27 protein-coding genes are annotated in these 26,668 nt (G+C 56.6%); 11 read left to right on the forward strand and 16 right to left on the reverse strand.

Going from position 1 to position 26,668, the window contains the following annotated elements; all coding sequences use genetic code 11:
• Window positions 1–122 precede the first annotated feature (122 nt).
• Window positions 123–671, reverse strand: coding sequence for a YgjV family protein (locus AC5JQH_RS09215; RefSeq protein WP_288367438.1), 549 nt, complete (start codon window positions 669–671; stop codon window positions 123–125).
• 145 nt (window positions 672–816) lie between these two features.
• Between AC5JQH_RS09215 and AC5JQH_RS09220 the strand changes: the two genes are divergently transcribed.
• Window positions 817–1,851: a histone deacetylase family protein gene (locus tag AC5JQH_RS09220; protein WP_491713912.1), complete on the forward strand. Its 1,035-nt coding sequence runs from the start codon at window positions 817–819 to the stop codon at window positions 1,849–1,851.
• Between the two features lies 1 nt (window position 1,852).
• Here AC5JQH_RS09220 and rlmE read toward each other — a convergent pair whose 3' ends face one another.
• Window positions 1,853–2,473: a 23S rRNA (uridine(2552)-2'-O)-methyltransferase RlmE gene (gene rlmE, locus AC5JQH_RS09225; RefSeq protein ID WP_014578767.1), complete on the reverse strand. Its 621-nt coding sequence runs from the start codon at window positions 2,471–2,473 to the stop codon at window positions 1,853–1,855.
• A 156-nt stretch (window positions 2,474–2,629) separates the two neighbouring features.
• Between rlmE and AC5JQH_RS09230 the strand changes: the two genes are divergently transcribed.
• Window positions 2,630–3,358, forward strand: coding sequence for a TrmH family RNA methyltransferase (locus AC5JQH_RS09230; RefSeq protein WP_092030706.1), 729 nt, complete (start codon window positions 2,630–2,632; stop codon window positions 3,356–3,358).
• 116 nt (window positions 3,359–3,474) lie between these two features.
• Complete coding sequence (locus tag AC5JQH_RS09235) at window positions 3,475–4,143, forward strand: transglutaminase-like domain-containing protein (protein WP_008172637.1); 669 nt, start codon at window positions 3,475–3,477, stop codon at window positions 4,141–4,143.
• 24 nt (window positions 4,144–4,167) lie between these two features.
• Here the strand turns inward: AC5JQH_RS09235 and AC5JQH_RS09240 are convergent, their stop codons facing one another.
• Both AC5JQH_RS09240 and ahpF read right to left on the reverse strand, forming a co-directional pair.
• A complete protein-coding gene (locus AC5JQH_RS09240; protein ID WP_092030703.1) occupies window positions 4,168–5,322 on the reverse strand; it encodes an ABC transporter substrate-binding protein in 1,155 nt (384 codons plus the stop codon).
• A gap of 190 nt (window positions 5,323–5,512) precedes the next feature.
• Window positions 5,513–7,099, reverse strand: coding sequence for an alkyl hydroperoxide reductase subunit F (gene ahpF / locus AC5JQH_RS09245; protein WP_092030701.1), 1,587 nt, complete (start codon window positions 7,097–7,099; stop codon window positions 5,513–5,515).
• Between the two features lie 259 nt (window positions 7,100–7,358).
• On the opposite strand from ahpF, the gene AC5JQH_RS09250 reads away from it, so the two are divergent.
• Together AC5JQH_RS09250 and AC5JQH_RS09255 are read left to right on the forward strand one after the other, a co-directional pair.
• On the forward strand, window positions 7,359–8,114 hold the full coding sequence (locus AC5JQH_RS09250) for a DUF3581 domain-containing protein (RefSeq protein WP_008172632.1): 756 nt from the start codon (window positions 7,359–7,361) through the stop codon (window positions 8,112–8,114).
• Window positions 8,095–8,571: a peroxiredoxin gene (locus AC5JQH_RS09255; protein ID WP_008172631.1), complete on the forward strand. Its 477-nt coding sequence runs from the start codon at window positions 8,095–8,097 to the stop codon at window positions 8,569–8,571. Before AC5JQH_RS09250 ends, AC5JQH_RS09255 begins: the two co-directional genes overlap by 20 nt.
• A gap of 77 nt (window positions 8,572–8,648) precedes the next feature.
• On the opposite strand, the gene ahpC is transcribed toward AC5JQH_RS09255, so the two are convergent.
• From ahpC to AC5JQH_RS09285, 6 genes are all read right to left on the reverse strand, one after another.
• Window positions 8,649–9,212, reverse strand: coding sequence for an alkyl hydroperoxide reductase subunit C (gene ahpC, locus AC5JQH_RS09260; RefSeq protein ID WP_008172630.1), 564 nt, complete (start codon window positions 9,210–9,212; stop codon window positions 8,649–8,651).
• Window positions 9,213–9,374: 162 nt separating this feature from the next.
• Window positions 9,375–10,592, reverse strand: coding sequence for a BCCT family transporter (locus AC5JQH_RS09265; protein ID WP_491713698.1), 1,218 nt, complete (start codon window positions 10,590–10,592; stop codon window positions 9,375–9,377).
• 196 nt (window positions 10,593–10,788) lie between these two features.
• Window positions 10,789–12,474, reverse strand: a complete 1,686-nt coding sequence (gene betA / locus AC5JQH_RS09270; protein WP_008172628.1) for a choline dehydrogenase — start codon at window positions 12,472–12,474, stop codon at window positions 10,789–10,791.
• A 27-nt stretch (window positions 12,475–12,501) separates the two neighbouring features.
• Window positions 12,502–13,971, reverse strand: coding sequence for a betaine-aldehyde dehydrogenase (betB, locus tag AC5JQH_RS09275; protein ID WP_493791770.1), 1,470 nt, complete (start codon window positions 13,969–13,971; stop codon window positions 12,502–12,504).
• Window positions 13,972–14,034: 63 nt separating this feature from the next.
• The gene (gene betI, locus AC5JQH_RS09280; RefSeq protein ID WP_014578776.1) at window positions 14,035–14,628 is read right to left on the reverse strand and encodes a transcriptional regulator BetI; all 594 of its coding nucleotides are present in this window, start codon (window positions 14,626–14,628) and stop codon (window positions 14,035–14,037) included.
• A 195-nt stretch (window positions 14,629–14,823) separates the two neighbouring features.
• Window positions 14,824–15,036, reverse strand: coding sequence for a hypothetical protein (locus AC5JQH_RS09285; RefSeq protein ID WP_053113332.1), 213 nt, complete (start codon window positions 15,034–15,036; stop codon window positions 14,824–14,826).
• 240 nt (window positions 15,037–15,276) lie between these two features.
• On the opposite strand from AC5JQH_RS09285, the gene AC5JQH_RS09290 reads away from it, so the two are divergent.
• The gene (locus AC5JQH_RS09290) at window positions 15,277–17,751 is read left to right on the forward strand and encodes a 7TM diverse intracellular signaling domain-containing protein (protein WP_493805509.1); all 2,475 of its coding nucleotides are present in this window, start codon (window positions 15,277–15,279) and stop codon (window positions 17,749–17,751) included.
• Here the strand turns inward: AC5JQH_RS09290 and AC5JQH_RS09295 are convergent.
• Window positions 17,709–18,482 (reverse strand): CLCA_X family protein, encoded by a 774-nt coding sequence (locus AC5JQH_RS09295; protein WP_092030693.1) that lies wholly within the window; start codon window positions 18,480–18,482, stop codon window positions 17,709–17,711. The two genes, AC5JQH_RS09290 and AC5JQH_RS09295, sit on opposite strands and share 43 nt — an antisense overlap.
• 163 nt (window positions 18,483–18,645) lie before the next feature.
• On the opposite strand from AC5JQH_RS09295, the gene AC5JQH_RS09300 reads away from it, so the two are divergent.
• Window positions 18,646–20,748 carry a molybdopterin-dependent oxidoreductase gene (locus AC5JQH_RS09300; RefSeq protein WP_493805510.1) on the forward strand — a complete coding sequence of 701 codons (2,103 nt, stop codon included), beginning with the start codon at window positions 18,646–18,648 and terminating at the stop codon, window positions 20,746–20,748.
• Window positions 20,749–20,805: 57 nt separating this feature from the next.
• Here AC5JQH_RS09300 and AC5JQH_RS09305 read toward each other — a convergent pair whose 3' ends face one another.
• Both AC5JQH_RS09305 and AC5JQH_RS09310 read right to left on the reverse strand, forming a co-directional pair.
• Complete coding sequence (locus AC5JQH_RS09305) at window positions 20,806–21,138, reverse strand: putative quinol monooxygenase (RefSeq protein ID WP_092030690.1); 333 nt, start codon at window positions 21,136–21,138, stop codon at window positions 20,806–20,808.
• A 194-nt stretch (window positions 21,139–21,332) separates the two neighbouring features.
• Complete coding sequence (locus AC5JQH_RS09310; protein ID WP_194856958.1) at window positions 21,333–21,695, reverse strand: winged helix-turn-helix transcriptional regulator; 363 nt, start codon at window positions 21,693–21,695, stop codon at window positions 21,333–21,335.
• Window positions 21,696–21,819: 124 nt separating this feature from the next.
• Between AC5JQH_RS09310 and AC5JQH_RS09315 the strand changes: the two genes are divergently transcribed.
• Genes AC5JQH_RS09315 through AC5JQH_RS09330 form a run of 4 tightly spaced genes read left to right on the forward strand, consistent with a single transcriptional unit; the run spans window position 21,820 to window position 23,513 of the window.
• On the forward strand, window positions 21,820–22,449 hold the full coding sequence (locus AC5JQH_RS09315) for a glutathione binding-like protein (protein WP_068440509.1): 630 nt from the start codon (window positions 21,820–21,822) through the stop codon (window positions 22,447–22,449).
• Entirely contained in the window at window positions 22,446–22,838 is a 393-nt protein-coding gene (locus AC5JQH_RS09320) for a nuclear transport factor 2 family protein (RefSeq protein WP_068440513.1), read from the forward strand. Before AC5JQH_RS09315 ends, AC5JQH_RS09320 begins: the two co-directional genes overlap by 4 nt.
• Window positions 22,825–23,061 carry a tautomerase family protein gene (locus AC5JQH_RS09325; protein ID WP_068440516.1) on the forward strand — a complete coding sequence of 79 codons (237 nt, stop codon included), beginning with the start codon at window positions 22,825–22,827 and terminating at the stop codon, window positions 23,059–23,061. Before AC5JQH_RS09320 ends, AC5JQH_RS09325 begins: the two co-directional genes overlap by 14 nt.
• Window positions 23,058–23,513, forward strand: a complete 456-nt coding sequence (locus tag AC5JQH_RS09330) for a DMT family transporter (protein WP_068440519.1) — start codon at window positions 23,058–23,060, stop codon at window positions 23,511–23,513. Before AC5JQH_RS09325 ends, AC5JQH_RS09330 begins: the two co-directional genes overlap by 4 nt.
• 166 nt (window positions 23,514–23,679) lie before the next feature.
• On the opposite strand, the gene AC5JQH_RS09335 is transcribed toward AC5JQH_RS09330, so the two are convergent.
• The 3 genes from AC5JQH_RS09335 to AC5JQH_RS09345 all read right to left on the reverse strand — a co-directional run bounded on the left by AC5JQH_RS09335 (window position 23,680) and on the right by AC5JQH_RS09345 (window position 26,668).
• Window positions 23,680–24,303, reverse strand: coding sequence for a DUF2931 family protein (locus tag AC5JQH_RS09335; RefSeq protein ID WP_092030689.1), 624 nt, complete (start codon window positions 24,301–24,303; stop codon window positions 23,680–23,682).
• Between the two features lie 17 nt (window positions 24,304–24,320).
• Window positions 24,321–26,201 (reverse strand): type VI secretion system family protein, encoded by a 1,881-nt coding sequence (locus tag AC5JQH_RS09340; protein WP_092030687.1) that lies wholly within the window; start codon window positions 26,199–26,201, stop codon window positions 24,321–24,323.
• 188 nt (window positions 26,202–26,389) lie between these two features.
• Entirely contained in the window at window positions 26,390–26,668 is a 279-nt protein-coding gene (locus AC5JQH_RS09345; RefSeq protein ID WP_228346582.1) for a hypothetical protein, read from the reverse strand.

The raw sequence follows: 26,668 nt of genomic DNA on the forward strand, positions 1-26,668 counted from the left end.
AATCAATGGCCTGGAATCAAGATAGCTCAGGCAGGACAGCCCGGAAATTGGCCAAAGTGGTGCCGGCCTCCAGCGGTTTAAGTCAATCACAAGGTAAAAGTCCATCGGTCCGGTAAACCCGGTCAACTACCCGGGGTGAAATCGGGGTATTTCTTCTGCAGCCGATAGAGCCTGATGATGGTGATGATGTTGGTGACCAGCACCATGCCCTCGGCCAGGGTACCACCCAGGGAGCCGATCACGATGTTGTTGAGCATCCAGGCCAGTGCTGCCAGTCCAAGGATGATACGCAGGGGAATACCCCGGAGCATGAACATGCCAACGGTGCCGAAAACCGCGGCAGCCAGGGGGAACACGTCGGTGATCGATTTCCAGGTCGCCCAGGCGACCACCAGATTGACCGCCAGCATGCCCAGCATGATGGGCCAGTTGCCCTGGTATTTGCGGGCCAGGGTAATGCGCAGGATCACCAGTACCGTCAGTGCCGATGCCGTCCAGCTCTCGAAAAACGCAAACATCAGGGCAAAGGCAACGTTGGCGGAAATCAGCAGCACCATCAGCCGGTCGTCGTTCTTGTTGACGAAGCCGGCAATGCAGAAACCCAGCGCAATCAGACCACAAACCTGGCCCAGCCCCTCGGCGAGGGTCATATTCGCGATAAATTCAGTCATTGTTCAACGGTGTATCTGTTTGTTGCCATAACGGAAATGCCTTCTCCCCGGAAAAGGCTTCAGCCTGACATAATTACCGGAACTGAGCCACGGAGCACCGTGTGCCAAAGTAATTCGCACCTTTGAGCCAGGACTGTCCCCGACCATGAAAACCGTATTCTCTCCCCTGCACAGCCGCCGAGATGTCAAAACCGAACTGGACGGCGGACTGCTGATCGAGCCCCACGAGAAGCCTTCCCGTGCCGAAACCATCCTGGCACGGGTGAAGGATCAGGCCCTTGGAGAGATTCTGGAACCGGAAGAATTTGGTCTGGAACCCGTCAAACGGGTGCACACGGCCGAGTATGTGACTTTCCTGGAAACCTGCTGGGAGGACTGGGTGGCGGCTGGTAAACCCGGCGAGGCCATCCCCACCTTTTGGGTTGGCCGCGGCATGCGCGCCCGGTTACCGCAGGACATTGACGGTCGACTCGGCTATTACAGTCTCGGCGCCGATACCTCGATTTCCGATGGTACCTGGGAAGCCGCCCGGGCATCCGCCAATGTGGCTCTGACCGCCCAGAAACTGGTGGCCAAAGGCGAGCGCGCCGCCTTCGGCCTGTGCCGGCCACCCGGTCATCACGCCCATGCCGATGTGTTCGGAGGCTACTGCTTTTTCAACAATGCCGCCATCGTGGCCCAGGCCTTTCGTGACCAGGGCTATGGCAAGGTCGCGGTGCTGGATGTGGACTTCCACCACGGCAACGGCACCCAGGCAATCTTCTATGATCGCAACGACGTGCTGACCATCAGCCTGCATGGCGATCCGGATCTGGTGTTTCCCCATTTTCTGGGCTTTGAAGACGAGATTGGCGAGGGCGCCGGTGAGGGCTACAACCTGAACATGGTTTACCCGCCAAACACGCCCTACAGTGTCTGGAGTCAGGGTCTGGAAACCGCCTGCGAGCGGATCCAATCATTCCAGCCAGACGCCCTGGTCGTTGCCCTGGGTGTCGATACTTTCGAAGAGGACCCGATTTCGTTCTTCAAGCTGACCTCCGGCGATTATCTGACCCTGGGCCAACGTCTCGCCCGGCTTGGACTACCAACGGTATTTACCATGGAAGGCGGTTACGACGTCGACGCCATCGGCGTGAATGCGGTGAACGTCATGCAGGGATTCGACAGGGCTGCAGGCTGAATCAGCCCTTGAAGCCCTTGCCGAGAATGTAGACTTCCCGGGAGCGGGAGCGGGAGGAATCCGGCTTTCGCACCACAACCTTGTCGAAGACAGCGCGGACCGATTTCAGGTACTCATCGTACCCTTCGCCCTGGAACACCTTGGCCAGGAAGCTGCCCTTGGGCTTGAGCACCTGGCTTGCCATGTCCAGGGCCAGTTCGACGAGATACATGGACGAGGCCTGGTCGGCCACGGTCACGCCGCTGATGTTCGGAGCCATGTCGGAAATCACCACGTCCACCGGGTCATCACCCAGGGTGGCCATGATCGACTCGAACACGTCGTTCTCAGTGAAATCGCCCTGAATGAAATCGACGCCGGCAATGGCGTCCATGGGGAGGATATCTGAGGCAATGACACGGCCCTTATGGCCCACCAGTTTGGCCGCCACCTGAGACCAGCCGCCAGGTGCAGAGCCCAGATCCACCACCACCATATTGGGGTGGATCAGCCGGTCCTTCTTGTTGATTTCAAGAAGCTTGTAACTGGCCCGCGAGCGGTAGCCATCCACCTGCGCCTGTTTCACGAAAGGGTCGTTGACGTGCTCTTCAAGCCAGCGGTTACTGCTTTTGGATCGGGCCATGGGGTCTCTTCACAACGGGAAAGCCAAATTTCAATTGTACGTGCCGCGCCGGGCGGCGGCAAAATCCTGACAACCGGGACGGCCACACGTACAATCCTGCCTGAATTCTGTGATTTTTCAGAACCCACCACGCCCACCTGACGGGAGAGCGCGCTCGTGAACCTGGCCGACATCAAAAAGCTGCACCAGAAAAAGTACCGGCAGTCGTTTGGCCACTATCTGGTTGAGGGCGAACACCTGGTTCTCGAGCTGCAGAAAGCCGCCGACCGCCAACCCGCTCTGACGGCCTCGGAACTTTACGTCACCGGAGCCTATGAGCACTGGCAGAGCCCGTTCAGAACCCATGTCATCAGCGATCGCCAGATGGCACAGCTCGCCGACACCCGAACACCCCAGGGGATTCTGGCGGTGGTGCCCATGCCGGAGCGCCCGGCGGAACCGGTGCCCGGCGAAAAAACGATTTACCTGCATGAGGTTCAGGACCCCGGCAACCTCGGTACGATACTGCGCACCCTCGCCTGGTTCGGCGGTTTCCGATGTCTGCTGAGCCCGGGCAGTGTCGACCCCTTCAACCCGAAGGTAGTGCGAGCCAGCATGGGGGCGCTCTTTCACGTCCCTCTTGAAACCGACGTTGCTCTGACAAGCCTTCCCGACCGATACCAGAGCCTGGCCTGCCTCGACCTCAATGGCGGTTCGATGGCATCCCGGGGCTTCAGGGAACACGACTGTTATCTGTTCGGCAACGAGGCCCGGGGCGTGCCGCGGGAGGCCCTCAATCAATTGAAGGCGGTGTCGTACAGCATTCAAGGCCAGGGGCAGATCGAGTCCCTGAACCTGGCCTCAGCGGTGAATATGTGCACCTACGAATTAATGCGGGACCTTTAGACTGCAAACCCCATGCTCTGAGCACTTTCCCCAATCGTTCTGGCGGAAACCGCCATTGCCTGTGCATTGCCAATTGAGCACGATCAGAGTCTGATCCCGAGACCGGACTGATGACTATGGAACGCTATCTCCAGCCCACCGCTTTTTTTGACTATGACCATCCCCGGCTGCAGGCCTGGATCGAGTCAGAGCTGGAGGGAGTTCCTGATGAGCCGGTGGAGCAGATCAAGGCGCTCTATCTCGCTGTTCGTGACAGCATCAGCTACAACCCCTACGTATTCCGGACCGATGCCAACACGTTCAGTGCCAGCTACGCTCTGGAAAGCGGCGAAACCTACTGCATCCCAAAGGCGGTTCTCCTGGGCGCGGCAGCTCGCTCGATTGGCGTTCCCAGCCGCCTCGGCCTGGCCGATGTACGCAACCATCTCTCAAGCCCGAAACTGATCGAATGGCTGCGGTCGGACATTTTCCGTATGCACGGGTATATCGAGCTGTTCCTGAATGGCCAATGGGTGAAGGCGACGCCGGCGTTCAATCGGCAACTGTGCGAGCTGATGAAGGTGGAGCCGCTGGAATTCGATGGGGTGCACGATTCCATGTTCCAGGAGTACACCGAGGATGGCCACGCGCACATGGAATATGTGAACGACCACGGCCTGTTCGACGACGTGCCCCATGAGTTTATCGTCTCTGGTGTCCGGGCGGCCTACAGTCATCTCTTTGCCGAAGAAGAGGAGCCTGAAGCTCCGAAAGGCAGTCTGGTGCAGGATATATCGAGCCCCTAGAGCCTGCTCGAATCCAGGAAGACCTTATTCTCTCCTCGCTACGGTGTCTGCTCTCTGCCCTGCCAGCGCCCCACTGATCGCATCCAGCACGGCATCAGAATCGGGCACTGTTTTCCCGGTCTCAGTCTCACCAATGCGGCTGAAGCGCCTAAAATCAATGGCGCTCCAATTCTTCGAGTCCATAATGCGCTGCACCCGCTCAACATTTTCACGGGTTGCAGGTTCCAGCTTGTAGCGGAAAACATAGTCCGGTGACATATCTCCGAAATCCTGGCCATGGTGATAATCATGCAGCAGGAGCAAGGCAAGTCCACCGCCCATGAAATGTCGGCCCAGACTGACCAGTAACTCCCCCTGCCGGATACTTTCCAGGGCCTCAGGTTCCCAGTCTACGCCGCCCACCAACAGATCTTTGCCCGGCGTCCGGCCGGCATTTCGAGCGGCTTCAATCGCGCCCAGTGCCATGCCATCACTCGCGCTCCAGATTGAGACAGTATTCGGATAGCGCTTCAGCAGGACCTCCGTTTTTTCACGGGCCAGCGTGCCGCTCCAGTTGGCATACACCAGTTGCATAAGCTCGCTGCGCTGCTGGATTGCAGCCGCCAGCAACCCTCCATTCCTGTCCTTGGTGGCAGAGGAATCAAGGGTTCCCGAGAGGGCGACCATGGGAATACTGGGGCCGGAGGCCAGCCCCAATTGTTCGGCCTGTTTGCCCAGCAGCGTTACCAGAGAACGGCCGGCGGCAATATTGTCCGGCGAAAGATGGCCGAGCCAGCCCGACAAGACACTTCGGGGCATACCGATGCTGGCTCGAGCGGCGTCAGGCACATCGGTATTGAAGGTAAACGTCTTTACACCGGCCCCATCCGCGAGCCTGAGCATGGATTCGGTAACATGCTCCTTGCACATGAAAAGCAGATAGTCGGGCTTTTCTTCGCGGGCCAATACGTCCTTCGCCATGCGAAGATAGCTGAATCGATGACTCTCCCGATCGTACTGAACCTCCAGGTCTACCTCGAGATCCTCCGCTACTGCCTCCATGAAACCGGCCACCAGTTGCCAGAACCGGGAGTCGTCCGGGGAAAGAAAAACAACGCTTGGTCGGGTGCCGGCGTCTGCCAAAGGAACTGTAAACAGGAGCAGGAAACCGATGAGGAAGCGGGCTGGAAAGGACTTCATGTAATGAACAACCCTCTGGACGATCTGGCAACGTTCGCTTTCGCGGGGCCTAAGCTACCGAGCTGTCGTGTAACAGACAAGCCTAGATCCGTAACCAATGTCTCAGTTCGGGAGGGAATGTTCAGCGGAAACGAAAAAAGCACCGGATTGCTCCGGTGCCTTTCTCTCTCATCAGGCGGCGTTAAGTCGATTACGCCGCTTCGTCTTCGCTCTCGTCCACAGAATTGCGGATCAGGAAGTCAAAGGCGCTGAGGGCGGCTTTGGAACCTTCGCCCATGGAGATCACGATCTGCTTGTAAGGCACGGTCGTCGCGTCGCCCGCTGCAAAAACGCCCGGAATGGAGGTTTCGTTGCGGTCGTTAACGATGATCTCGCCGTGCTGGCTGAGTTCGATGTCACCCTTCAGCCATTCGGTGTTGGGCACCAGGCCGATCTGTACAAACACACCTTCCAGGGAGATGTGATGCTGCTCACCGGAGTTGCGGTCGGTGTAATTCAGACCGTTGACCTTGCCATTCTCCCCGGTAATCTCGGTGGTCTGTCCTGACGTGATGATCTCCACGTTCTTCAGACTCCGCAGTTTCTTCTGCAACACCTCATCAGCACGCATCTCGGCACCGAATTCGATCAGGGTTACATGGCCCACGATACCGGCCAGATCGATGGCTGCCTCGACACCGGAGTTACCTCCACCGATTACCGCCACGCGCTTGCCCTTGAACAGGGGGCCGTCGCAGTGCGGGCAGTAGGCCACACCCTTGTTGCGGTACTCTTCCTCTCCCGGAACGCCCATCTGGCGCCAGCGGGCACCGGTGGACAGCACCAGGCTGCGCGCTTTGAGAGTGGCACCGTTTTCCAACCTTACCTGGTGGAGCATGCCCGGGCGTGACGCCGGGATCAGCTTCTCCGCGCGCTGCATGTTCATGATATCCACGTCGTATTCCTTGACGTTTTGCTCCATGGCCGCCACCAGTTTCGGACCCTCGGTGTAGGGTACGGAAATCAGGTTCTCAATGCCCATGGTGTCAGCCACCTGGCCACCGAAACGCTCGGCCGCGATGCCGGTGGAAATGCCCTTCCGCGCAGCGTAGATAGCAGCAGAAGCGCCAGCCGGGCCGCCACCAATGATCAGGACCTCAAAGGCGTCTTTCTGATTGATTTTCTCGGCGTCTTTCTCGCTGGAGCTGGTGTCCAGCTTGGCAACAATTTCTTCCAGGGTCATACGGCCCTGGCCCCAGGGCTCACCGTTCATGTAAACGCTGGGAACCGCCATGACTTCGCGCTGCTCCACTTCATCCTGGAACAGGGCCCCATCGATAGAGGTGTTCGTGATGTTCGGGTTCAACACGCTCATCAGGTTCAGGGCCTGAACCACGTCCGGGCAGTTCTGGCAGGACAGCGAGAAGTAGGTTTCAAACTCGAACCGGCCTTCCAGAGACTGGATCTGCTCGATCACATCCTGGGACGCCTTGGAGGGATGACCACCCACCTGCAGCAGGGCCAGGACCAGGGAAGTAAACTCGTGGCCCATGGGGATGCCCGCAAAGCGAACGCCAATATCGGTGCCTACTCGGTTGATGGCGAAGGACGGACGACGCACGTCATTGGATTCTTCAGTGCGGAGACTGATCTTGGAAGACATCGGCTCCAGCTCTTCCAGCAGCTCCCGGAGTTCCTGGGACTTCTTGCTGTCGTCATAGGCCGCAACCAGCTCAATCGGCTGCTGCAGCTTGTCCATGTAGGCCTTGAGCTGTTCCTTGATATTGGCATCCAACATAGTCTGACTTCTCCTTTAAATTTCGGAACTAAGTATTTGAATCAAATACGGTGGTTAAGTTGAGTTGGTGCAACAATACGGCCCCGCCACTCAATGCTCAAATTAATTGACCCAAACTGTTTGATAGGGCTTTGCTATACCTCCAGATTCACCGCTGCTCGGGGCTTGACCAATAGCGCATATCCACCGAAAGCCTGCCGCAGTATGATGTTGTCATATCGTCGCAACATCATTCTCTGGTATCCAGAATAGGCAACGCATGTTTCTAGACCGTTTCCACTCCGTCCAGGACGGACACGTCGTAATTTCCGCCCTGCAGGCAAGCCAGTTCGCCAAGGAAATCGCGGGGGATTTCAATCCCATCCACGACCCGGATGCCCGCCGTTTCTGCGTTCCAGGAGACCTGCTTTTCGCCATTGTGCTCGCCCGGTTCGGGCTGTCGGAGAACATGACCTTCCGGTTCCGCAGCCTGCTTGGAGAGAATGTGCCGCTCAAGTTCGTTGAAACCGAAAACACCATTGACGTCTGTGACGACGCCGGCAAAGTCTATATCGAGGTGGCCCGCAGCGGCGCGACAACCCGGGATGAGGAGTTGATCGAGACCATCACCCGTGCCTATGTGGCGGCCTCCGGCAAGAACTTCCCCCATACCCTGAAACCTTTGATGGAGTCTAACGGGGTGATGTTCAATCCTGATCGCCCCATGGTGATGTACGAGAGCATGAGCCTGGCCCTGGAGAATCTGGATCTGCCCTCGCCCGGGCTGGAATTGCACAACGCCACCCTGGAGGCAGCCGGTAAACGGGGTAACGTTCTTCTGGAATACCGTCTGACCGCCGATCACAAACCAGTGGGCGAAGTGACCAAACGGCTCGTATTAAGTGGTCTGCGGCCCTACTGTGCCGAGGCGATGGCCGGCGTAATTGAAGAGTTCTATCGCCTCAAGGCCCGGGGTGCCGACTATTTCAACAAGGACAACAGCGGAGACCATAGCAATGCCAATTCAGCCGGGTGATACCCTGCCAGACATCGAACTTCAGGTAATGGGCGAAAAAGGCCCTGAGAAAGTCCGTACCAGTGAACTCTTTGCCGGCAAGAAAGCCGTTCTGTTTGCTGTACCCGGCGCGTTTACCCCCACCTGTTCAGCCGCCCATTTACCCGGTTTTGTGGTAAATGCCGACAAACTGCGGGCCAAGGGCATCGACAGCATCGTTTGCACGTCAGTAAACGACGCGTTTGTAATGGACGCCTGGGGCAAGGCCCACAACGCCGAAGAAATCGTCATGCTGGCCGATGGCGTGGCAGAGTTCGCCAAGGCTCTGGATCTGACCCAGGATCGGACTGCGAACGGCATGGGCATTCGTAGCCAGCGCTACGCCATGATCGTGAACGACGGCAAGGTCGAGCTGCTGAATATCGACGCCCAGGGATTGGACCAGACCAGCGCCGAAACCATCCTAGAGGCTCTTTGAACCTCACTTTTTCATCAGACATAAAAAACCCCGGATTTTCCGGGGTTTTTTGTAACCAAGCTTTCCGTCAGGAGAGCTTAGATCTTGCCAACCAGGTCCAGTGACGGAGTCAGCGTTTCTTCGCCTTCCTTCCACTTGGCCGGGCATACTTCGCCAGGGTTCTTGCGAACGTACTGGGCGGCTTTCACTTTGCGCATCAGGTCGTCTGCGTCACGGCCGATACCTTCAGCAGTGATTTCCATGGCCTGGATAACGCCGTCCGGATCGATCAGGAAGGTAGCGCGGTCTGCCAGGCCCTGACCTTCGCGCATCACACCAAAGTTGTTGGTGATGGTGCCGTTCTGGTCGCCAACCATGTAGTAGTTAATCTTACCGATGGTCTCGGAGCTGCTGTGCCATGCCTTGTGGGTGAAGTGCGTGTCGGTAGACACGGAGAATACTTCAACGCCCAGTTTCTGCAGCTCTTCGTACTTGTCAGCCACGTCGCCCAGCTCAGTCGGGCACACGAAAGTGAAGTCGGCCGGGTAGAAGAAAAATACCGCCCACTTGCCTTTCACGTCTGCTTCGCTGATCTCAACGAACTCGCCGTTTTTGAAGGCGGTAGCGTTGAACGGTTTGATCTCGCTGTTAATGATGCCCATTAAAGAACTCCTTGTTGATGGATTCATAGGTTAATGAATTTGTGGCGCCCACAGTACGGATATCGGCGATGCGGATAAAATTGATAATTCCCAAGCCAGGGATAGAAAAAACCTATCTCTGGCTTTTGAAGGGAATTTTTCCGCCACCCCGTTTATGGGGTCTTAACCAGCCAGTTCAATCTTTCCAAAGTCCAGAATATTCTCTTTCGGTGACACTTTAATGGCAGCCACTTCTGCCCGCTTGTTCGCCAGGATATAGACGAAACAGCCAAAATACAGCGCAATCACCAGGGCACCAACCCACTGAATCCGCAAGAAATCCAGCTGGAACAGCATGGTCAGACCAACCATCGCCAGGAAATTGAACACCACATAGTTCACCCGCCCGAGGCGCTGGGCAGTGAGATTGAGGTTGTCGGTATAGAGCCGGATCAATGAATCCAGCGAGTTCACCACCATCAAAACACCCACCGAAATCATGGCGATATTGGTGAACGCCGCAATCTGCAGGCCTTCCGCGTGGTAGTGGTAAAGCACGGTAAACCAGACACCAATGGCGATGGACGGCACCACCAGCATGGCAATCAACAGCTGCCAGGTACGGATACCGCTCACAAAACGCGCGGTAAACTGGCCAATCATGATGCTCCAGGCAAACCACCAGAACAGGTAGAACTCGTGGTAGTCGTTGATCGGCAGGGCAAACTGGTGGATGTTGGCGAAGTACTCGCCGATCAATCCGGCGGTGCCAAAGAAGTCTGCCGGTGAGCCCGCACCCATAACGAACGCCCGGAACCACATGCCCACGATCAGGGCAATAAACAACAGGCTCGAGCCCAGACTGAGGATGCGCACATATTTGATCTTGGAGCTGGAATAGACCGCCAGCGCAATCGAGGCAAATACAATGAAGTAGAACGCTGGTACCACCGATTCGCCATCACCGAGCATGGGCAGGTACCAGGGCAGATTCACCAGCAGCAGATAGGCGGTAAACGCACAGGTGCCGATGATCACCACGTTGTTTACGACCTTCTCCAACGGAATCTCAAAGAACTGCACCCGCGGCTCAATGATCGCGAAGTAAAAACAGGTCAGGAAATAGAAGCCCCAGATCAGGAACGCCCAGAACCCGAATTCGATAGCCAGCGGATTGGCAAAGCCGTACTCCGGGCTTGCCGACAGATCGCCATAGCCACCGAACTCGGTCAGCGGGAACATGATCAGCCCCACATCCAGACCGGAGGTGAACAGAATGGCGATAAAGGTGAAGGTTCGTACCGGCGTTACGCCGATGCACTGGATGTCCCACCATTTGTACAGGATCAGCACAATGGCGGCGAAGGTGAAGATCAGACCTGCGGATAACCAGAGTGTCATAACGTCCTCCGGTTACTTTCTTTCTTTTTGATAAACAGCATGGGTGTTCCTCCTCTACTTGGTTCGAATCGGACACAAACCCAGGACTTGCCTATCGGGCGCCCGAAAACGGCAGAACACCGTCGCGCTGATAGGGAAATCCTGAGGGCTTGCAAAACCCCGGGCGCGTTGCACGCCCGGGTGGGATGACGACGCGCTATGCAAGCGCGCGCTTTGCCTGTCCCGGTCGCTGACGTGTCTGCCACTGGTCGTCCATCACCACAGGCGCGTCAGAAGGTTGCAGGGGCTCCCTGCCCCGGATCAGATCGGCTGCCCGCTCGGCCACCATGATGGTGGGCGAGTTCAGGTTGCCGTTGGGTATGGTCGGGAAGATGGACGAATCCACCACCCTGAGATTCCGGATACCGTGAACCCGCGTCTCCGGGTCCACCACCGCCAGCTCGTCGGTGCCCATCTTGCAGGAGCAGGACGGGTGGTAGGCGCTCTCCACGGCCTGGCGGACAAACGCATCAATTTCCTCGTCGGTCTGGACCTCGGCACCGGGCTGGATCTCCGCTCCGCGGTACTCGTCCATGGCCGGCTGGTTGATGATTTCCCGGGTCAGGCGCACACAGTCCCGGAAGCCCTCCCGGTCTGCCTCGTGCTGCAGATAGTTGAAGCGGATGGTCGGTGCCTGTTTTGGATCGGCCGATTGCACATGCACAAAGCCCCGACTCTTCGGCTTGTTGTGACCAATGTGCAGCTGGAATCCGTCTCCGTTGAAGGCTTCTTTACCGTCGTAGCGCATGGCTGCCGGTAAGAAGTGATATTGCAGGTCGGGCCACTCGACGCCGGCCTTGGACCGGATAAAGCCACAGGACTCGAAGTGATTGGTGGCGCCCAGACCGTCCTTGCGGAGAATCCAGCGAACACCGATCTTCAGCTTGTTCCACCAGTCCAGCTTGCCGTTGAGCGACACCGGCTGTTTGCAGCGGTACTGAAAGTAGAACTCCAGGTGGTCCTGCAGGTTCTCACCAACGCCGGGTAGCTCGTGCTTTACCTCGATACCAGCCTTCTCCAGTACCTCACGCTTGCCAATTCCGGACAGCTGAAGCAGGTGGGGTGAACCGATAGAGCCCGCTGACAGGATGACTTCCTCGGCGGCTTTCGCCTCGTGCACCTTTCCGCCCTGCTCGTAACGGACACCGGTGGCAGTTTTGCCATCGAGCAACACCTTGTGCACCAGGGCATGGGTGACCACAGTCAGGTTATCGCGCTCCATGGCCGGGCGCAGATAGGCGTTCGCAGTGGACCAGCGACGACCGTTCTTCACGGTCATGTGCATGGCGCCGAAGCCTTCCTGCTGGGTACCGTTGTAATCATCGGTCTCAAAGTAACCGGCATCGGAACCCGCCCTGATAAAGGCCTTGTAGAGCGGATTCTGCATGTTATTGCCGTTATTCACACCGAGCGGGCCCTTATCGCCCCGGTAGTCGTTGCCGCCAAAGGCCCAGGTTTCGGCCTTCCTGAAATACGGCAGGACGTTGCGGTAATGCCAGCCGGTAGCGCCCTCGGAATCCCATTCGTCAAAATCCCGGGCGTGGCCACGGACATAGACCATGCCATTGATGGAGGAAGACCCCCCCAGCACCTTGCCCCGTGGGCAGTGCATGCGACGGTTGTCCAGGAACGGCTCCGGCTCGGTCTCGAACTGCCAGGCGTATTTCTTGGTGTTCATGGGAATGGAAAGGGCGGTGGGCATCTGGATGAAGATGCTCTTGTCGCTGCCGCCGGTTTCCAGCAGCAGCACCCGGTGGCGCGCGTCCTCGGTCAGGCGGTTGGCCAGTACACAACCGGCGGAACCCGCACCCACAATGATGTAGTCGTATCGATTTTCTGTCATACGCGTTCTCCTGTGTCGTGTGCGGGATTAGAACGGGGCGTCGAGGTCTTCCATGCCCACATACACCGACTTGATCTGGGTGTAGTGCGCAATGGTTTCGCGCCCGTTCTCGCGGCCGATACCGGAGAGTTTGTAGCCGCCGACCGGCATTTCCGCCGGGGAGGCGCCGTAGCTGTTGATCCAGCAGATGCCGGCCTGGATCTGGTGAATCACCCGGTGAGCCCGACGGATATCGTTGGTGAACACGCCAGCGGCCAGACCCGTATCCGTGTTATTCGCGCGGGCAATCACCTCGTCCTCATCGCGGAAAGTAAGGACCGACATTACCGGCCCGAAAATCTCTTCCTTCACGATGGTCATATCATCGGTGCAGTCGGTGAAAATGGTGGGTTCCACAAAATAGCCGCCCTTGGAATCCTCCGGCTCGAAGGCCCGACCACCGTGGCTGAGAGTCGCGCCTTCGGACAGGCCTTTGGCGATGTAATCGAGCACCAGATCCCGGTGTTTTGCGGAGATGAGCGCGCCGAAATTGGTGTCCGGATTCATCGGGTCGCCGGGCTTGATATTGTTGCGAGTGCGTTCCAGCAGACGTACGATAAAGCGCGGGTACAGATCTTCATGAACAAACACCCGGGTGCCGTTGGTGCAGATCTCACCCTGGGTGTAGAAGTTGCCGACCATGGCGGCGGAAATGGCGTTCTCAAGATCCGCATCGTCAAAGATGATCAGCGGTGACTTCCCGCCCAGCTCCATGGTGACGTCCTTCAGGGTGGAGGATGCCGCTGCCATCACCTTCTTGCCGGTGGCCACTTCTCCCGTGAAGGAGACCTTGGCAATCTCGGGGTGGTGGGTCAGCCACTGGCCCACTTCGGCGGCGCCCTGCACCACGTTGAATACGCCCGACGGCACGCCCGCTTCGGTAAAGATTTCCGCCAGCTTCACCGCACCCATGGGGGTTTCCTCGGATGGCTTGAAGATCATGGCGTTGCCGCAGGCCAGGGCCGGCGCGGATTTCCAGCAGGCGATCTGGATCGGGTAGTTCCAGGCGCCAATGCCGGCACAGATGCCCAGGGGCTCCCGGCGGGTGTAGTAAAAATCACCGCCCAGGTCCTGTTGGTTACCTTCGATGGAGGGTGCCAGGCCGGCAAAGAACTCAACCGCATCGGCACCGGTGACCACATCCACGGCTTCTGCTTCCTGCCAGGGCTTGCCAGTATCGCGCACCTCTGCGGCAGCCAATTCATCATTACGCTCTCTCAGAAGCGCAACCGCCCGAAGCAGAATCCGGCTGCGCTCAATGGCAGTCATGGCAGACCACTCGGCAAAACCGGCACGGGCACTTTCAATGGCGGCCTGCTGCACGGATTCATCCGCCACTTCCACTTCGTAGATAACCTGACCCGTGGCCGGGTTCACCACGGGGAAGGTTTCGCCGGTGCTGTTGGCCAGGAAACGGCCATGGACGAAATTCTGAACAACAGGAAGAGATGCAGACATAGTCGGTAATTAACCTCGGTTCGGTGTCTTCAGGCCTTGTGGGCCGTTCGAATCAATCTCGGTTCAGGCGGTTGCCTGGGCCAGTGTCTCGTGGACAAATTTCTTGCAGAGCCGCTCACCGGCTTCAAAGCTCTCTGCCGGGTCCAGGCTCAGGGCACTGCGCAACCAGAACCCATCGATCATTGCCGCGGTTTGCCGGGCGGCCTCGGTCGCTGCGCCGGGTTCAAGCACCTGTGCGAAGGAATATCGCAAGTTGCTGTACAGCCGGGCGTTGTTGATCTGCTGCAGCCGCTTGAGCCCCGGCTCATGCATCGACCGGGCCCAGAAGCTCAGCCAGGTCTTGGCCGCCAGCGCAGAACGCTGAAACTCGGAAAAGTTCGACTCGATGATGCAATTGAGCCGCTGTTCCGGGGAGCGGTCGGTCTTGGCCATGCGCTCCCGCAGTTCCTTGCCCAGTTGATCGAGCAGATAACGCAGGGCCGCCTCAATCAGACCCTGCTTGCCGCCGAAATAATGGCTGATAATCCCGGAGGACATGCCCGCCCGTTTGCTGATGCTCACAATGGTGGTGTTCTGCATGCCCAGCTCGGCAATCGAATGCATGGTGGCTTCAATCAGCTGCTGCTTGCGTGTGTCTTTGACCCCAACTTTTGGCATGGCGGCTTCGGTTACTCGTCTTGTTTCCGGTGTTGAAAAGCAGCACCAATCAGCCCTGCTTTTTATTAATTGAACGTTCAATTAATAAAAATCTTACAGAAGCGAGGCGGGGAATTCAAACCTGATCAGAAAGCAGGGAAGCCTCGCGCCACTCTGATATGGCGCGGTTGTGACGGCAGGAAGGGCAAGCAAATATCAGCTATGGCGACGGTAATCCGGGTCTGTCCAGCACACAGGAAGCGCTTCACCGGAGGGAAATGCGAGTTCGGCTTTTTTAAACAATTCAGGATCCTGCGCCTCCTCTCCGTAATGGAGGCTGCCTCGCACCTGCTGGCTATGGGGATCAAACAGCGCCTGTGTATCCAGAACTTCGATCAGGTGCCCGGTTGCTTTTTCAGCGACGAACATAGAGGCCTCCTTGGGAATGAATGTCTCCTTTCAACGTAGCAGATGGGCCGCTATCGAGACAGGTGCTTGAGGGCTACGGGGAGCACAAAAGGACGGGTGGGCAAGGCGGAGAATCTGCAGATATGAGACATTTCGCTACATTAAATATTGGTTCTCGGCTTTTCCGGTGAAGAAAGGCTGTTAAGCTGATGATCAGGAAAATAAAAAAGCCTGATGGCGATATAACGGGGTCTACTGTTGGTGATCCTCAGCACTGCTCTGCGTATCTTTTTACTGAGTCTGGCGACTTTCACGTCGCAGTTTGCGCATGCGAATAGCGCCCCGGTCACACTTGCCTCAGAAAAACCGATTGAAAGCCATTTCCAGTACTGGGAAGACGCCAGCGCCGAAGCGGAACTGGCCGATGTTCGCGCCCTTCCCGATCGCGCCTGGCAGACCAATCCATCGGGTAAGGCCACCTTCGGGATTACCGATTCCGCCTACTGGCTGCGGGTTGAGGTGCAAAACCAGACCGGCCGCGACCAGCTTCTGATTGCAGAGCTGGGCTATTCCCAGCTTGATGACGTGGTGTTTCACGAGCTCTCCGGCGGCACCCTGCTCCGAGAATTCGCCACCGGGGACACCCGCTCTTTCTACCCCAGGGATGTCGACCATCCCAACATGCTATATCGATTCCATGTAGCCCCGGACGCCTCGAAAACGCTTTATATCCGGGTCGCCACCCAGGGCACGATGGTGGTGCCGCTGCAGATCTGGCAGCAGAATGATTTTTACGAAGCCGCTGCCAACGAGCAGAAACTGCACTTTTTCTACTACGGCAGTCTGGCAGTGATCATCCTGATCAACCTGGCCGTGTTCCTGACCCTGCGAGAAAAGCTGTACCTGTTCTACGCCCTGGCCATTTCCGGCTACTTCCTGTTCTTCGCCGCTGTGCGCGGCTATACACTTCAGCACATCTACCCGGGCGCACCGTTTCTTCACACGCATGTGCTTCTGCTGTCGATGCCATTCCTGGCGATGTTCTCGATACTGTTCTGCATGGAGTTCCTCCAGGTGCGCTCTAACAGCCCCAGGCTGTACCGGGCCCTGCAGGCGATGCTCTTGTTTGAGATGCTGTTTTTCCTGTCTGCGCCGCTGCTGGATTACGACACCGGTATCCGGGTGGCGGCCGTTTCCGCGTTCGCATTCTTCTCGCTGCTCCTGGTGGCCGGCCCTGTGGCCTGGGCTGCCGGTGTCAGGGCCGGGGTGTTCTTCACGATCGCCTGGACACCTCTTACGATAGGGGTCTCGGCAACGGCGGGGCGGGCCCTGGGCCTGTTGCCAGAGAATTTCTTTACCGAGTACGCCATGCAGATCGGCTCCGGGCTCGAGGCTTTCATTCTCACGCTTGCCCTCGCCGACCGCCTGTACCGGGAACGGGAACAGAAAATCCAGGCTCAGGCCGATATCCTCAAACAACAGAAGGCCCGCAACGAAGCCCAGACCCAGTTGAATGAAGCACTGACCCACGATCCGGTGACCGGGCTACCAAACCGGAACCGGTTCGAATGGATGGTGGATGAGCAATTGCGGGAAAACCCCAACGGGCGCTTCATGGTGGGCGTTACCCGGATAACGCAGCTCAAGGAAATCAACCGGACCCTGGGCCTGGACCGTAGCGAACGTTTGCTCAAGGCCATGGCAGAGCAGATGACCCGTTTGGCCTCAGGCCTGCCCATGGTTCATCAAACCGTCGATGCGCGTGGGAACGATGAGCGGGTATATCAGCTGTCTGGCGACAGTTTTGGTTTGTTGGTGAACGTCAGTAAAACGGCAGACGACTTCCAGTCGCTGGATAACGCACTTAAACAACTGGCGGAACCCGTGTTGCTGGATAACATCGCCATAGAGCCCAATCCCCGGTTCGGTGCCGCCAGCTATCCGGAACATGGCAAGAAAGCCGCTCTGCTGATCCGCAATGCCCATGTCGGCATGGAAATGGCGCCTCATGGCCCTTATCAAACCGGCCTGTATTCCCGCAAGGATGACATCTATGACGAAAGCCGGCTGACGTTGATGTCCGACCTCCGGGAGGCACTGCACCACAATCAGACCGAGCTCTACTATCAGGCTATGAACGATCTCAAAGCACTCCACGAGATTGATCCGGAGCTGACCATCTCAGTGAATATCTCCGCTCGCGATCTCAGTTCTCCAGAACTGATTGGCCTGTTTGAAACCCGCATAAAGCGATATCAGCTACAGGCGGAACAGGTCATCATCGAACTCACCGAAACCGCGGCCATGGACGATCCACACCGGGGCCTGAAAGCCCTGAATGAATTGACGGCGATCGGGCTCAAGCTCTCAATTGACGACTTCGGCGCCGGCTACTCCTCACTCTCCTACCTGAAGAAGCAGCCCGCCAGCGAAATAAAGCTGGACCGCACCCTGCTGCAGGACATCGAGTCCAGCGACAGCGCCCGGATGATTGTGGAAACCGCCATCAGTATGGGCCAGGGCCTGGGTTATCGGGTGGTTGCCGAAGGCATTGAGACCGAAAAATCGGCACACCTCCTTGAATCTCTCGGAGCGGAAATGCTCCAGGGCTACTGGATCTGCCCACCGAATTCACTTGAAGATCTCAAAGCCTGGCTGGATGTTGGAAGACAAGTCACGGGCCGAGGAGACGTTTACTCCTCTGCCAAGCGAAGCGCCCGGCCAAGAGACGTGTAATAACGGTGAAACGCGCGGTTGACTCTTTCCCGTTGCGCGCCAACCGGATAGAGCCCCAGTTTTGCGTCTTCGGATTCTCGGGTTCCGCTCACCAGAAAGGCGTTCTTCACGTTTGCATCCTGCACAAACGCTTCAAACGCCCGGGCGCAAAGCTCTTCAGGCAAGCTGAAATATTGAATTCCTGCCGCTTTGTCCGCCCTCACCGAGCACCGGAAGAGCTCGCTGGGCTCTGCGCCTTTTTCGTCCAGCAGAATCGCCTTGAAGCAGGCCTGCAGTCGATCGTTCAGCGGATGCCGCACAGCGTCGTCACGGCCAAGCCAGAGCTTCGAAGCAAACTGGCCTCTGTGGGCCTCGCCGAAAAGTTTCTCGCCGATGTAATGATCAAAGGCGTGAAACCACTCGTGGGCGATGCTGCCGGGCCCGGCATTTTTGGCCAGTGAGAAGCTGCGCGTGGCCGGCGTGTAGTGGGCCGACACACCCGGTCGGCCGCCAATGCCATATTGAAGAGCCAGGGTGCCACGCAGGGAAACCAGAGACTCGGTGCCGCCAAGAATGGTCATCAGGTCGCACAGGGCATCGTAGAACAGCGACGCACTGCGCTGTTTTTCCGGCTCGGTGACCCAGCGGCCAAGCTCGATGGAACGGAACTGGAAACGACGGCGGACGTCGAGAAAGGTAACCGGCGCTCCGGCTCGATGGTCCGGGCCCCGACGGTAAAAGGTTTTAGCCATGGGCTATTGTACGATGAAATTCCGGCCTGTCTTTCAGGCACCGAGAGAAACAGTATTTGGCGGGATTGACCGGTTTTATGTGAATTATGACCGTCTGATTTTCCGCCGGCTTGTGCCACACTGCCAGTACCAATAACGACAATATCCGGACCCAGTGTTTGCCATGACCGACACCCAGACCCATTACCGCACCTGTAACATCTGTGAAGCCATGTGTGGCCTCGAAATCCAGCATCGGGGTAGCGAGATCCTGTCCATCAAGGGCGACAGCAACGACCCGTTCAGCCACGGCCATATCTGCCCGAAAGCCGTTGCACTGCAGGATTTCTACAATGACAAGGACCGCCTGAAAGCACCTATGAAGCGCACCGCGGACGGCTGGCAGGAGATCAGCTGGGAAGCTGCCTTCGAGGAAATCGCCTCGCGGTTTCGCGGCATCCAGCAGGAACACGGGCAGGATGCGGTCGGGGTTTATCTGGGTAATCCAAACGCCCATAACTTCGGCAACGCCATCATGCTGCCGCGGTTCTTCAAGGCGCTGGGCACCAATAACCGCTACAGCTCCGCATCGGCGGACCAGTTACCACACCACGTGGCCTCCAATTACATGCTGGGTGCCGGCATGCTGATTCCGGTGCCGGACATCGACCATACGGATTTCATGCTGATCATTGGTGCCAACCCGATTGTTTCCAACGGCAGCCTGATGACCGCCCCCGGCGTCGGCAAACGCCTGAAGGCCATCCAGCAACGTGGCGGCAAGGTGGTGGTGGTTGATCCACGGCGCACCGAGACTGCGAGAAAGGCCGACCAGCACCTGTTTATCCGCCCGGAAACCGATGCCCTGTTCATGCTGGCCATGGTTCACACCCTGTTTGAGGAACAATTGGTTACCCTTGGTCATCTGGAAGACCGGATCGACGGGCTGGAGCAACTGGCCGAGGCCGTAAAACCCTATAGCCCGGAAAACGTGGCGGCAGCCTGTGGTATGACCGCGGAGGCCATCCGCGAGCTGGCCCGGGAGATGGCAGCTGCGAAGAGCGCCGTTTGCTACAGCCGCATGGGCGCCTCGACGCAGTCGTTCGGCGGCCTCTGCCAGTGGCTCAACAATGTATTGAACATTCTCACCGGCAACTTCGATAGCCGCGGTGGCGCCATGTTCCCCCAGCCGGCCTTTGATCTTGTCAGGGACAAAAAGGGCAAGCCGAGTTCCTATGGCCGTTACGAGTCCCGGGTGCGAAAACTGCCCTACTTCAACAACGAATTCCCCGTGGCTACCCTGGCCGATGAGATCCTGACCCCGGGCGAGGGCCAGATCCGCGCGATGATCACCATCGCCGGCAATCCAGTGCTTTCGGCGCCCGGCGGAGCCCGACTGGAAGACGCCTTCGATGCCCTGGATTTCATGGTGTCGGTGGATATCTACCTGAACGAAACCACCCGCCATGCCGACATCATCCTGCCGGCCACAACCGGGCTGGAAGTGCCGCACTTCGATGTGTTCTTCAACTCTTTCGCCGTTCGCAATACCGCCAAGTTCTCGGAACCGATGTTCGAGAAAGGACCGAGCCAGAAACACGACTGGGAGATTCTGCGGGATCTGGCCCTGCAGTTAACGGGCCTGGAAGACGATGGCGTAACGCCGGAGGCCATGCTGGATCTGGGCCTGAAACACGGCGCCTACGGAAAAGAGGGCATGAGCCTGGAGACCCTGAAAGCCAACCCCCATGGTGTGGATCTGGGACCACTGCAGCCCTGCCTGGCGCAGCGCATCCAGACCGAGGACGGCAAGATCCGCATTGCCCCCGAGCTATACCTGAAGGATCTGAAACGCCTGGATGCCTCAGGCCTGTTGCAGGCAGATGAGACCAGCGACTATCCGTTCACGCTGGTCAGCCGCCGCCTGCCCCGCAGCCACAATACCTGGACCCAGAACTCCCACCGGCTGGTAAAAGGCAAGAACCCGTGCACTTTGCAGATGAACGCGTCAGATGCCCTCAAAATCGGGCTTGAAGACGGACAACTGGCCACGGTTACGTCGGCTTCCGGAAGCATCAACCTGCCAGTAGAAATCGACGACGATATGTTCGAGGGTGTGATCAGCATGCCCCAGGGCTGGGGCCATAACCGGCCGGACACCGCCATGTCGATCGCCGAGGGACAACCCGGCGTGAGCATGAACGACGTCACCGATTCCGGGCGCATTGACGCGTTGACGGGCAATGCGGCGTTCAACGGTACGAGGGTAGCCGTACGCGCAGCCTGATGTGAGATATGGCATGGAGAAGGTTGCGCGTCTTGCTGAACGGGGGAAGGCTGTCAGTCAGTCCTGGTTGGGACTACGGGACAGATTGGCACGCAAGTAATCGTCACTGACTTCCAATTCATAGACAGTTTTCGATTGAACCAGGCAGTCGAGCATTTGTTTACGTGCCCTATGATATTTTTCATCGATTACGTGACGATCTTTCTGCCACGTTTCCCGATCAGGCCACTGAGCATAACCAACCAGGATATTCGGCTTGTCTGAAGTGTGGAGTCTTGAACCAAAACTGCCACAGTGCTCATAGATCGCTTTCGTCACTTCAAGCCAGGCTTCTCGAAATGAAGTCTCTGTGCCTTCCTTGATTTCAAACTCATAAACGGCAACAAACATTCATTTTCTCTCTGAGTGCTAACGCCTGCCATAAACGGCGCGAGGAACGAGCGTCCGGCGACCGTAGGGAGCGAATTTAATGGCTTTGTTAAACAGCGCTAGACTCTAATGAACGCCATCTTCATTATGAAGCCTACAGCTCATTTTCCCAGCCGACCCCTCGCGTCAAGACTGAAAACGCTTCAGTACATTAATTAGCCTTTAACGGGAAGGTGCCCCTTTGCCTTAAGTTTGTGGCCAACTTTAACGATCTCATCCAATGCTGGGATCAGTTCCTGACCAAGCTCGGTCAGTTCGTACTCAACTGAAGGCGGTGAAGTGTCCCGGACGTGACGCTGGACGACTCCGCGCTCTGTCAACTCTGCTAGGCGGGTTGAGAGCACTTTTGCTGAAACAGGCGGAATGTCAATTTTCAACTCATTGAACCGCCGCGGTCCAACCCGCAAGCACCAAATTACATTGGGTGCCCAAGCACCTGCTATCACCGCCATGCACTCAGTAAGCATGCAAGGCTCGGGTGGCGCTGGGCTTTTGTTAAGACGAACTTTCAGTGACATAGGAGTAACCAAGTTTCCTTGAGGTAACCCAATTCTACCTGCAAATGGCCAGTTACTTCTAGTAATTAACTACCCGTTAGATATCATGTGCGTGTCGACCACTAAACATGAGGAATAACTACGCATGAAGCTATACTACAAACCCGGCGCTTGCTCCTTGGCCTCGCACATAGTACTCAATGAACTGGATATTGCCTTCTCTCTCGAGCGAACGGATACCGCGCAAGGCGTCACGGAGACTGGGCGGAGCTATGCCGACATCAATCCGAACGGTTACGTGCCCGCCCTGGAACTGGAGCCCGGTCTGGTACTGACCGAGAATCCCGCGATTCTAGAATACCTAGCTGACCTCATGCCAGAAAAAGGCCTGGCACCGCAGGAAGGCACCTTCGAACGCACGCGACTACGGGAATTACTCACATTCCTGTCCTCGGAGTTACACAAGGCGTTTAGCCCCTTTTTTTCTGGCGGTGAGCTGACAACAGAAGAGCAGCAGGAGGCGGAAACAAAAATTGCTAAACGGATCGATCCTATTGAAGCTCGACTGTCGCATACACGCGCTAATCTGCTGGGGGACCAACTCGGTGTAGCCGACTTCTATGCGTTCGTAATTCTCAACTGGACTCAGTTCATCGGCTTCTCGCTAAGCCCATGGCCATCCACTTATGCATTCTGGAAGAAACTTCGCTCACATCCGAGCGTCGTCAAGGCACTTGAGACTGAAGGGCTATTGCCGGTGGAGGATCCTCAATGAATGCTTTTTCCGAAGTTCACGAGTTGCTCGATCAGTACTTCGACACACTGTATTACTGCGACATTCAAAAGTTTGATGTGGTTTTTCATCCGCAGGCGATATATGCCACGGCTGACGAGGCACCATTGCTCTACCGGAGCATGCCCGCGTACCGCGAGGTAATTGCGCAGCGCCGCTCACCAGCCTCGCGCAATGAGCAGCGTCGAGATGTCGTGGATTCCATTGAATTTGCGGGAGACAACACGGCTTTTGCTCGTGTTCGTTGTTCCATCGGCGAGCGCGACTTCGTTGACATGCTGTCGCTCGTCCGTACCGAAGGTCGTTGGCACATTATCGCCAAAATATTTCAAATCATTGAAAAACAAGGAGAGAGCAATGCCTTACGTTAACATCAAGGTCACCCGTGAAGGGGTAACAGAATCGCAGAAAGCGGCATTGATTAAAGGAGTAACTAATCTGCTTGTTGATGTACTCCAAAAATCTCCGGCAACCACGATGGTTGTTATCGATGAGGTCGAAATGGAGAACTGGGGTATTGGCGGTCTACCCGTAGAGGAATACAGGCGCAACAGGGCTACCTCGAACGGTGATACTAACAACAAAGATCAATGAGCAATGAAACCTTCGGGATGAGTGTCGTCATGGTGGTCGCCGGAATAGGGATACCAATCATGGCGGCACTCAACAGTGGGCTAGGCGTCCGGCTGGGTAATCCCGTGGCAGCTTCCAGCATCCTGCTGGGCATGGCATTGATGGTGAGTCTGGCGTTCACCCTCAGCAGGCCGCTTCCCGAAACTAGTCTGTTTGAGGCGACGCCACTTCATTATTTCATGGGCGGCATTTTCGTCGCCTTCTACATTCTATCCATCACATGGATTGCACCAAAGATTGGCATCGGCAATGCGATATTTTTCGTGCTTCTCGGTCAGATTGCCGCCTCTGCTCTAATCGACCATTTTGGATGGTTCGGCACGCCAGTATCAACTCTCTCTGTCAGTCGTGGACTCGGTATCGCGCTCATGGCTGCAGGTGTCTATTTGGCGCGCAAGCCGCTGATACTATGATCGGCGGCTCGGGTTCTGTAGCTAAAAGAGCTGATAGCAGTGGAGCAGACATGCGCTGTTTAACGCTCGCCATCACCGGTGACAAAACCGCAGCGAAGCGGAGGGTTTGGCATCCGGTGCATGGCATTGTTATGTGGTGCTTGGCTCATTAGTCAGAAGTACTCATTCACCAACCATCATATCGTATTCCATTTTTTTGCAGGAAGTCCCCCTCTCTTTCAAGGTAGGTTTCAGTCCGGCGAGTATAGTCCTCTCCTTCTTTTTGGTAATCGTATGGTTTCGCCTGGTACCGCCCAACCTCAATGGCATTTTCCCCACGATTCATGATCCAGAGCACCACAGTACCGCCAGGTGCCAGCCCCAGCACAAGCGTGTCCCGAGGCCGAACTGCAATCTCACCAAAGCTCTCAAACGGTGCGGGTTCTCTCATTTTCTCCACAATCTCGTCGGGATTATCCAGCTTGATCACAGCCTCGTAGGACTGCTGCTCCGCGAATGAAAACCAACGTATCAGGAACAGTTCAGGGGTGGTTTGCCATTCAGCGCCGGACAGCGGAGCGCTTTTCCAGCAACAAGAGACAATCCCAAATGGGCGACGCCAACCTATATCCTCTGACAAGGACTCAATATAAAACTTATCCACCCAGACATCGTAATGCCTAGGCGCCACAACACCGATACTCCGATAAGTCGAGTTGGGACCTGGCTTTGATCCTTCGGAGGCTGTCTGCTCCGAGCATCCTGACAACAAAAGTAGGCATACACTGAGCACAAGGCCTTGAATTTTCATAGCGCTTCCCCTTCAAATCACTTGGTCTTGTTTGGATGGATAACACGTCGACCATATTTGGCCGGCTGAAACGGGTAAATCGGCCATGCGCCTTTCACGTACATTGTCAGGTAATGATCGGAGTGGTGGATATACCGTTGCTTCAATAGTGCCTTGGACTCCGGGGAGATCAGCAGTTCATTGCCATACCACACATGGGCGGCAAGGTTCCTGGCAACGGGTACAAGCTCTTGAGGTAAAGCATAGGAAGAATCTTTCGGATCGATTTCATCAAAAGGTACCCCCGCATCCACTGCTAACTTGTGCATCAGATAAAGCGGAATTCGGGAATATTCGCCCCGAACTTCTCGATCCAGCCACAGGCGAAGCGTGACATCTCCGCCAGGCAAACCACGTTGGCGCTCCTGTTCTATCTCCAGCGTAGCAAGCGGATTCAGTGGCCCAATCCAGCCCTCACTTTTAATCAGTGCGCGCTCTTGCAACATGCGAGAGAACTCAAAACTTGCTTCGGGATTGCGGCGATCCTTTCCTTTGACCACGAGGGGCGGGCGAACTTCGATACGCTCCTGAAAACGATCCGGGTAACCGCCACCAATATCGGAATGAACACCCGGCAACACCCATTCGCTGAAATGTTCAGGTAAGTTTCCGGATTCGTTTCGCAGGCTGTTCAGTGAAAAGTTGTGTCGACGTTCATCTCGGGCAGCAAATTGCACGGCTCGCTCGACGTGCCCCGGTTTTACGTTAACGTTGATGCGTCCCGTATCGGCATCGTGGGCAGAAAAATCGAGATTATCCAGGTCTGCAACCGCAGTTACGGTATCAAATAGCCCTAGAAAACGGACAGTAACCTTGTTCGGCCAGGGAATTCCCTCCCGCTCGAAGGCCTTGACCAACCTACCTTTATACTCGCCGTATAAAGAGCCAGTGGTGTCATGGATCTCCCGGCTGACGAAATGCCGGGCGGTTGCCGCCCCACGGCTGAAACCAAACACGTCGAGGACCAGTTCGTCGATGGGTTCGGTGACGGCACGGCTTAATCGGAAAGCGAAATCATTACTGCCTTCCTCAATCTTTTTTAGTATGCCTTGCTCACCAAGGCCAAGTCCCATGCTCGGACCGTCATCAGGATCACCAGACTTTGTACCGACGCCAGGCACGTAGGTTGAAATCCTGACTATGGTCTCGCCATTTTCGCCGTGGCCACCTGTTCGCTGATACAGGTTCTCAAGCTTGGACACGTTGGTTTCAGCATTGAGGTAGCTACCACCCATAATCTGCGACAGTTCACTACTGCATTCTTCTTCTGAGATAGCTCCAGCGGCATTGGCCGTCAGACACTCGTCCACCTGCTGCTGATACGTCTGGGTATTGTCCCGGTTATTGCCAGTGCCATCGAAAAAGATGCCAGCCTCTACCCGGACTTTGGGGCGCTCCTCTTCTTCGGGCGAGTCCTCCGGTGACTCGTCCGGCAAGCCTTCATCAATCAACGCGCCTTTCTGCGCAGCTTTGCGAACAAATTCCTGCGGATCTTTATCCAGCAACTCTTTAGCGGCAGGGGTAAGCTGGCCTTTATCATCCAATGCACCCGCCATGGCGAAGTCGACAACTGGCGCGGTGTTGGTCGCTACGCCGAGAATGACCCGGGGATTACCACTGACAATGGAACCGCCATGACTCGTGGGACTGCCAAGGTATGCCACGGGCATGCCATCGGCCTGAGCCAATGGGTAGCCTTGAGTAATGACCGCACCGCAGCCGGTGACATCGCCAACCCGGGCAATGGGTTTGCCTTCAACAAGGATGCTGGAGCCGTTTGGCATGATGGGAGAGGAGCCGTGCCCTTTGATCGGGCAAACATGCATATCGCCGACGCAGGCGGCAATCAGATTGCTCATAGTGAGAGTTCCTTTCAATAAAAAGTAGCTTCCTGGCTACCCTTGGTTAAACATGGTTCAAATCCCGAAATTGTAGCATGGTCAGCACTACATAACGCTGAGCTAAGCGGCCGGTTTGGAGTGCAACGGAAAACCGGTCCGGTGGAGGGCCGACGGCCCGGAGCGTACTTAAGCGACTGGTTATGTGGCTAGGCATAGAAAGCTATCCCCACTGCCGCAAAAACCACGATCTTAATGATTAACTCTCCGATCGAGCGATGCCATGTTGCCTTCGAACCCTCTGGGTTTGACCACTCACCTGGAGCGTCATCGTCCAAGGTAACCAAATGACCCAACGCAGCCCAACCAGAAAAAACTAGTGCAGGCGCAGCGATATACTTGGCTGGAGATTGATACCCCATAAACATCGCGACGGCAGCTGCCAAAAGCGAGGCGACAAAAATCCCTATAACAACTCGTTGCAGCAT

It is taken from the genome of Marinobacter sp. H13 (genome assembly GCF_059072335.1).

Bases quoted from the DNA above. Each gene is read 5' to 3' on its own strand.
- AC5JQH_RS09335 (WP_092030689.1), bottom strand. From the start codon at position 24,303: ATGAAAATTCAAGGCCTTGTGCTCAGTGTATGCCTACTTTTGTTGTCA.
- AC5JQH_RS09305 (WP_092030690.1), bottom strand. From the start codon at position 21,138: ATGTTTGTTGCCGTTTATGAGTTTGAAATCAAGGAAGGCACAGAGACT.
- AC5JQH_RS09250 (WP_008172632.1), top strand. From the start codon at position 7,359: ATGTTTCTAGACCGTTTCCACTCCGTCCAGGACGGACACGTCGTAATT.
- betB (WP_493791770.1), bottom strand. From the start codon at position 13,971: ATGTCTGCATCTCTTCCTGTTGTTCAGAATTTCGTCCATGGCCGTTTC.
- AC5JQH_RS09300 (WP_493805510.1), top strand. From the start codon at position 18,646: ATGACCGACACCCAGACCCATTACCGCACCTGTAACATCTGTGAAGCC.
- AC5JQH_RS09265 (WP_491713698.1), bottom strand. From the start codon at position 10,592: ATGACACTCTGGTTATCCGCAGGTCTGATCTTCACCTTCGCCGCCATT.
- AC5JQH_RS09295 (WP_092030693.1), bottom strand. From the start codon at position 18,482: ATGGCTAAAACCTTTTACCGTCGGGGCCCGGACCATCGAGCCGGAGCG.
- AC5JQH_RS09240 (WP_092030703.1), bottom strand. From the start codon at position 5,322: ATGAAGTCCTTTCCAGCCCGCTTCCTCATCGGTTTCCTGCTCCTGTTT.
- ahpC (WP_008172630.1), bottom strand. From the start codon at position 9,212: ATGGGCATCATTAACAGCGAGATCAAACCGTTCAACGCTACCGCCTTC.
- AC5JQH_RS09215 (WP_288367438.1), bottom strand. From the start codon at position 671: ATGACTGAATTTATCGCGAATATGACCCTCGCCGAGGGGCTGGGCCAG.
- AC5JQH_RS09235 (WP_008172637.1), top strand. From the start codon at position 3,475: ATGGAACGCTATCTCCAGCCCACCGCTTTTTTTGACTATGACCATCCC.
- AC5JQH_RS09330 (WP_068440519.1), top strand. From the start codon at position 23,058: ATGAGCAATGAAACCTTCGGGATGAGTGTCGTCATGGTGGTCGCCGGA.
- AC5JQH_RS09255 (WP_008172631.1), top strand. From the start codon at position 8,095: ATGCCAATTCAGCCGGGTGATACCCTGCCAGACATCGAACTTCAGGTA.
- betA (WP_008172628.1), bottom strand. From the start codon at position 12,474: ATGACAGAAAATCGATACGACTACATCATTGTGGGTGCGGGTTCCGCC.
- AC5JQH_RS09340 (WP_092030687.1), bottom strand. From the start codon at position 26,201: ATGAGCAATCTGATTGCCGCCTGCGTCGGCGATATGCATGTTTGCCCG.
- AC5JQH_RS09220 (WP_491713912.1), top strand. From the start codon at position 817: ATGAAAACCGTATTCTCTCCCCTGCACAGCCGCCGAGATGTCAAAACC.
- AC5JQH_RS09325 (WP_068440516.1), top strand. From the start codon at position 22,825: ATGCCTTACGTTAACATCAAGGTCACCCGTGAAGGGGTAACAGAATCG.
- AC5JQH_RS09320 (WP_068440513.1), top strand. From the start codon at position 22,446: ATGAATGCTTTTTCCGAAGTTCACGAGTTGCTCGATCAGTACTTCGAC.
- AC5JQH_RS09345 (WP_228346582.1), bottom strand. From the start codon at position 26,668: ATGCTGCAACGAGTTGTTATAGGGATTTTTGTCGCCTCGCTTTTGGCA.
- AC5JQH_RS09285 (WP_053113332.1), bottom strand. From the start codon at position 15,036: ATGTTCGTCGCTGAAAAAGCAACCGGGCACCTGATCGAAGTTCTGGAT.
- AC5JQH_RS09310 (WP_194856958.1), bottom strand. From the start codon at position 21,695: ATGTCACTGAAAGTTCGTCTTAACAAAAGCCCAGCGCCACCCGAGCCT.
- ahpF (WP_092030701.1), bottom strand. From the start codon at position 7,099: ATGTTGGATGCCAATATCAAGGAACAGCTCAAGGCCTACATGGACAAG.
- rlmE (WP_014578767.1), bottom strand. From the start codon at position 2,473: ATGGCCCGATCCAAAAGCAGTAACCGCTGGCTTGAAGAGCACGTCAAC.
- betI (WP_014578776.1), bottom strand. From the start codon at position 14,628: ATGCCAAAAGTTGGGGTCAAAGACACACGCAAGCAGCAGCTGATTGAA.
- AC5JQH_RS09315 (WP_068440509.1), top strand. From the start codon at position 21,820: ATGAAGCTATACTACAAACCCGGCGCTTGCTCCTTGGCCTCGCACATA.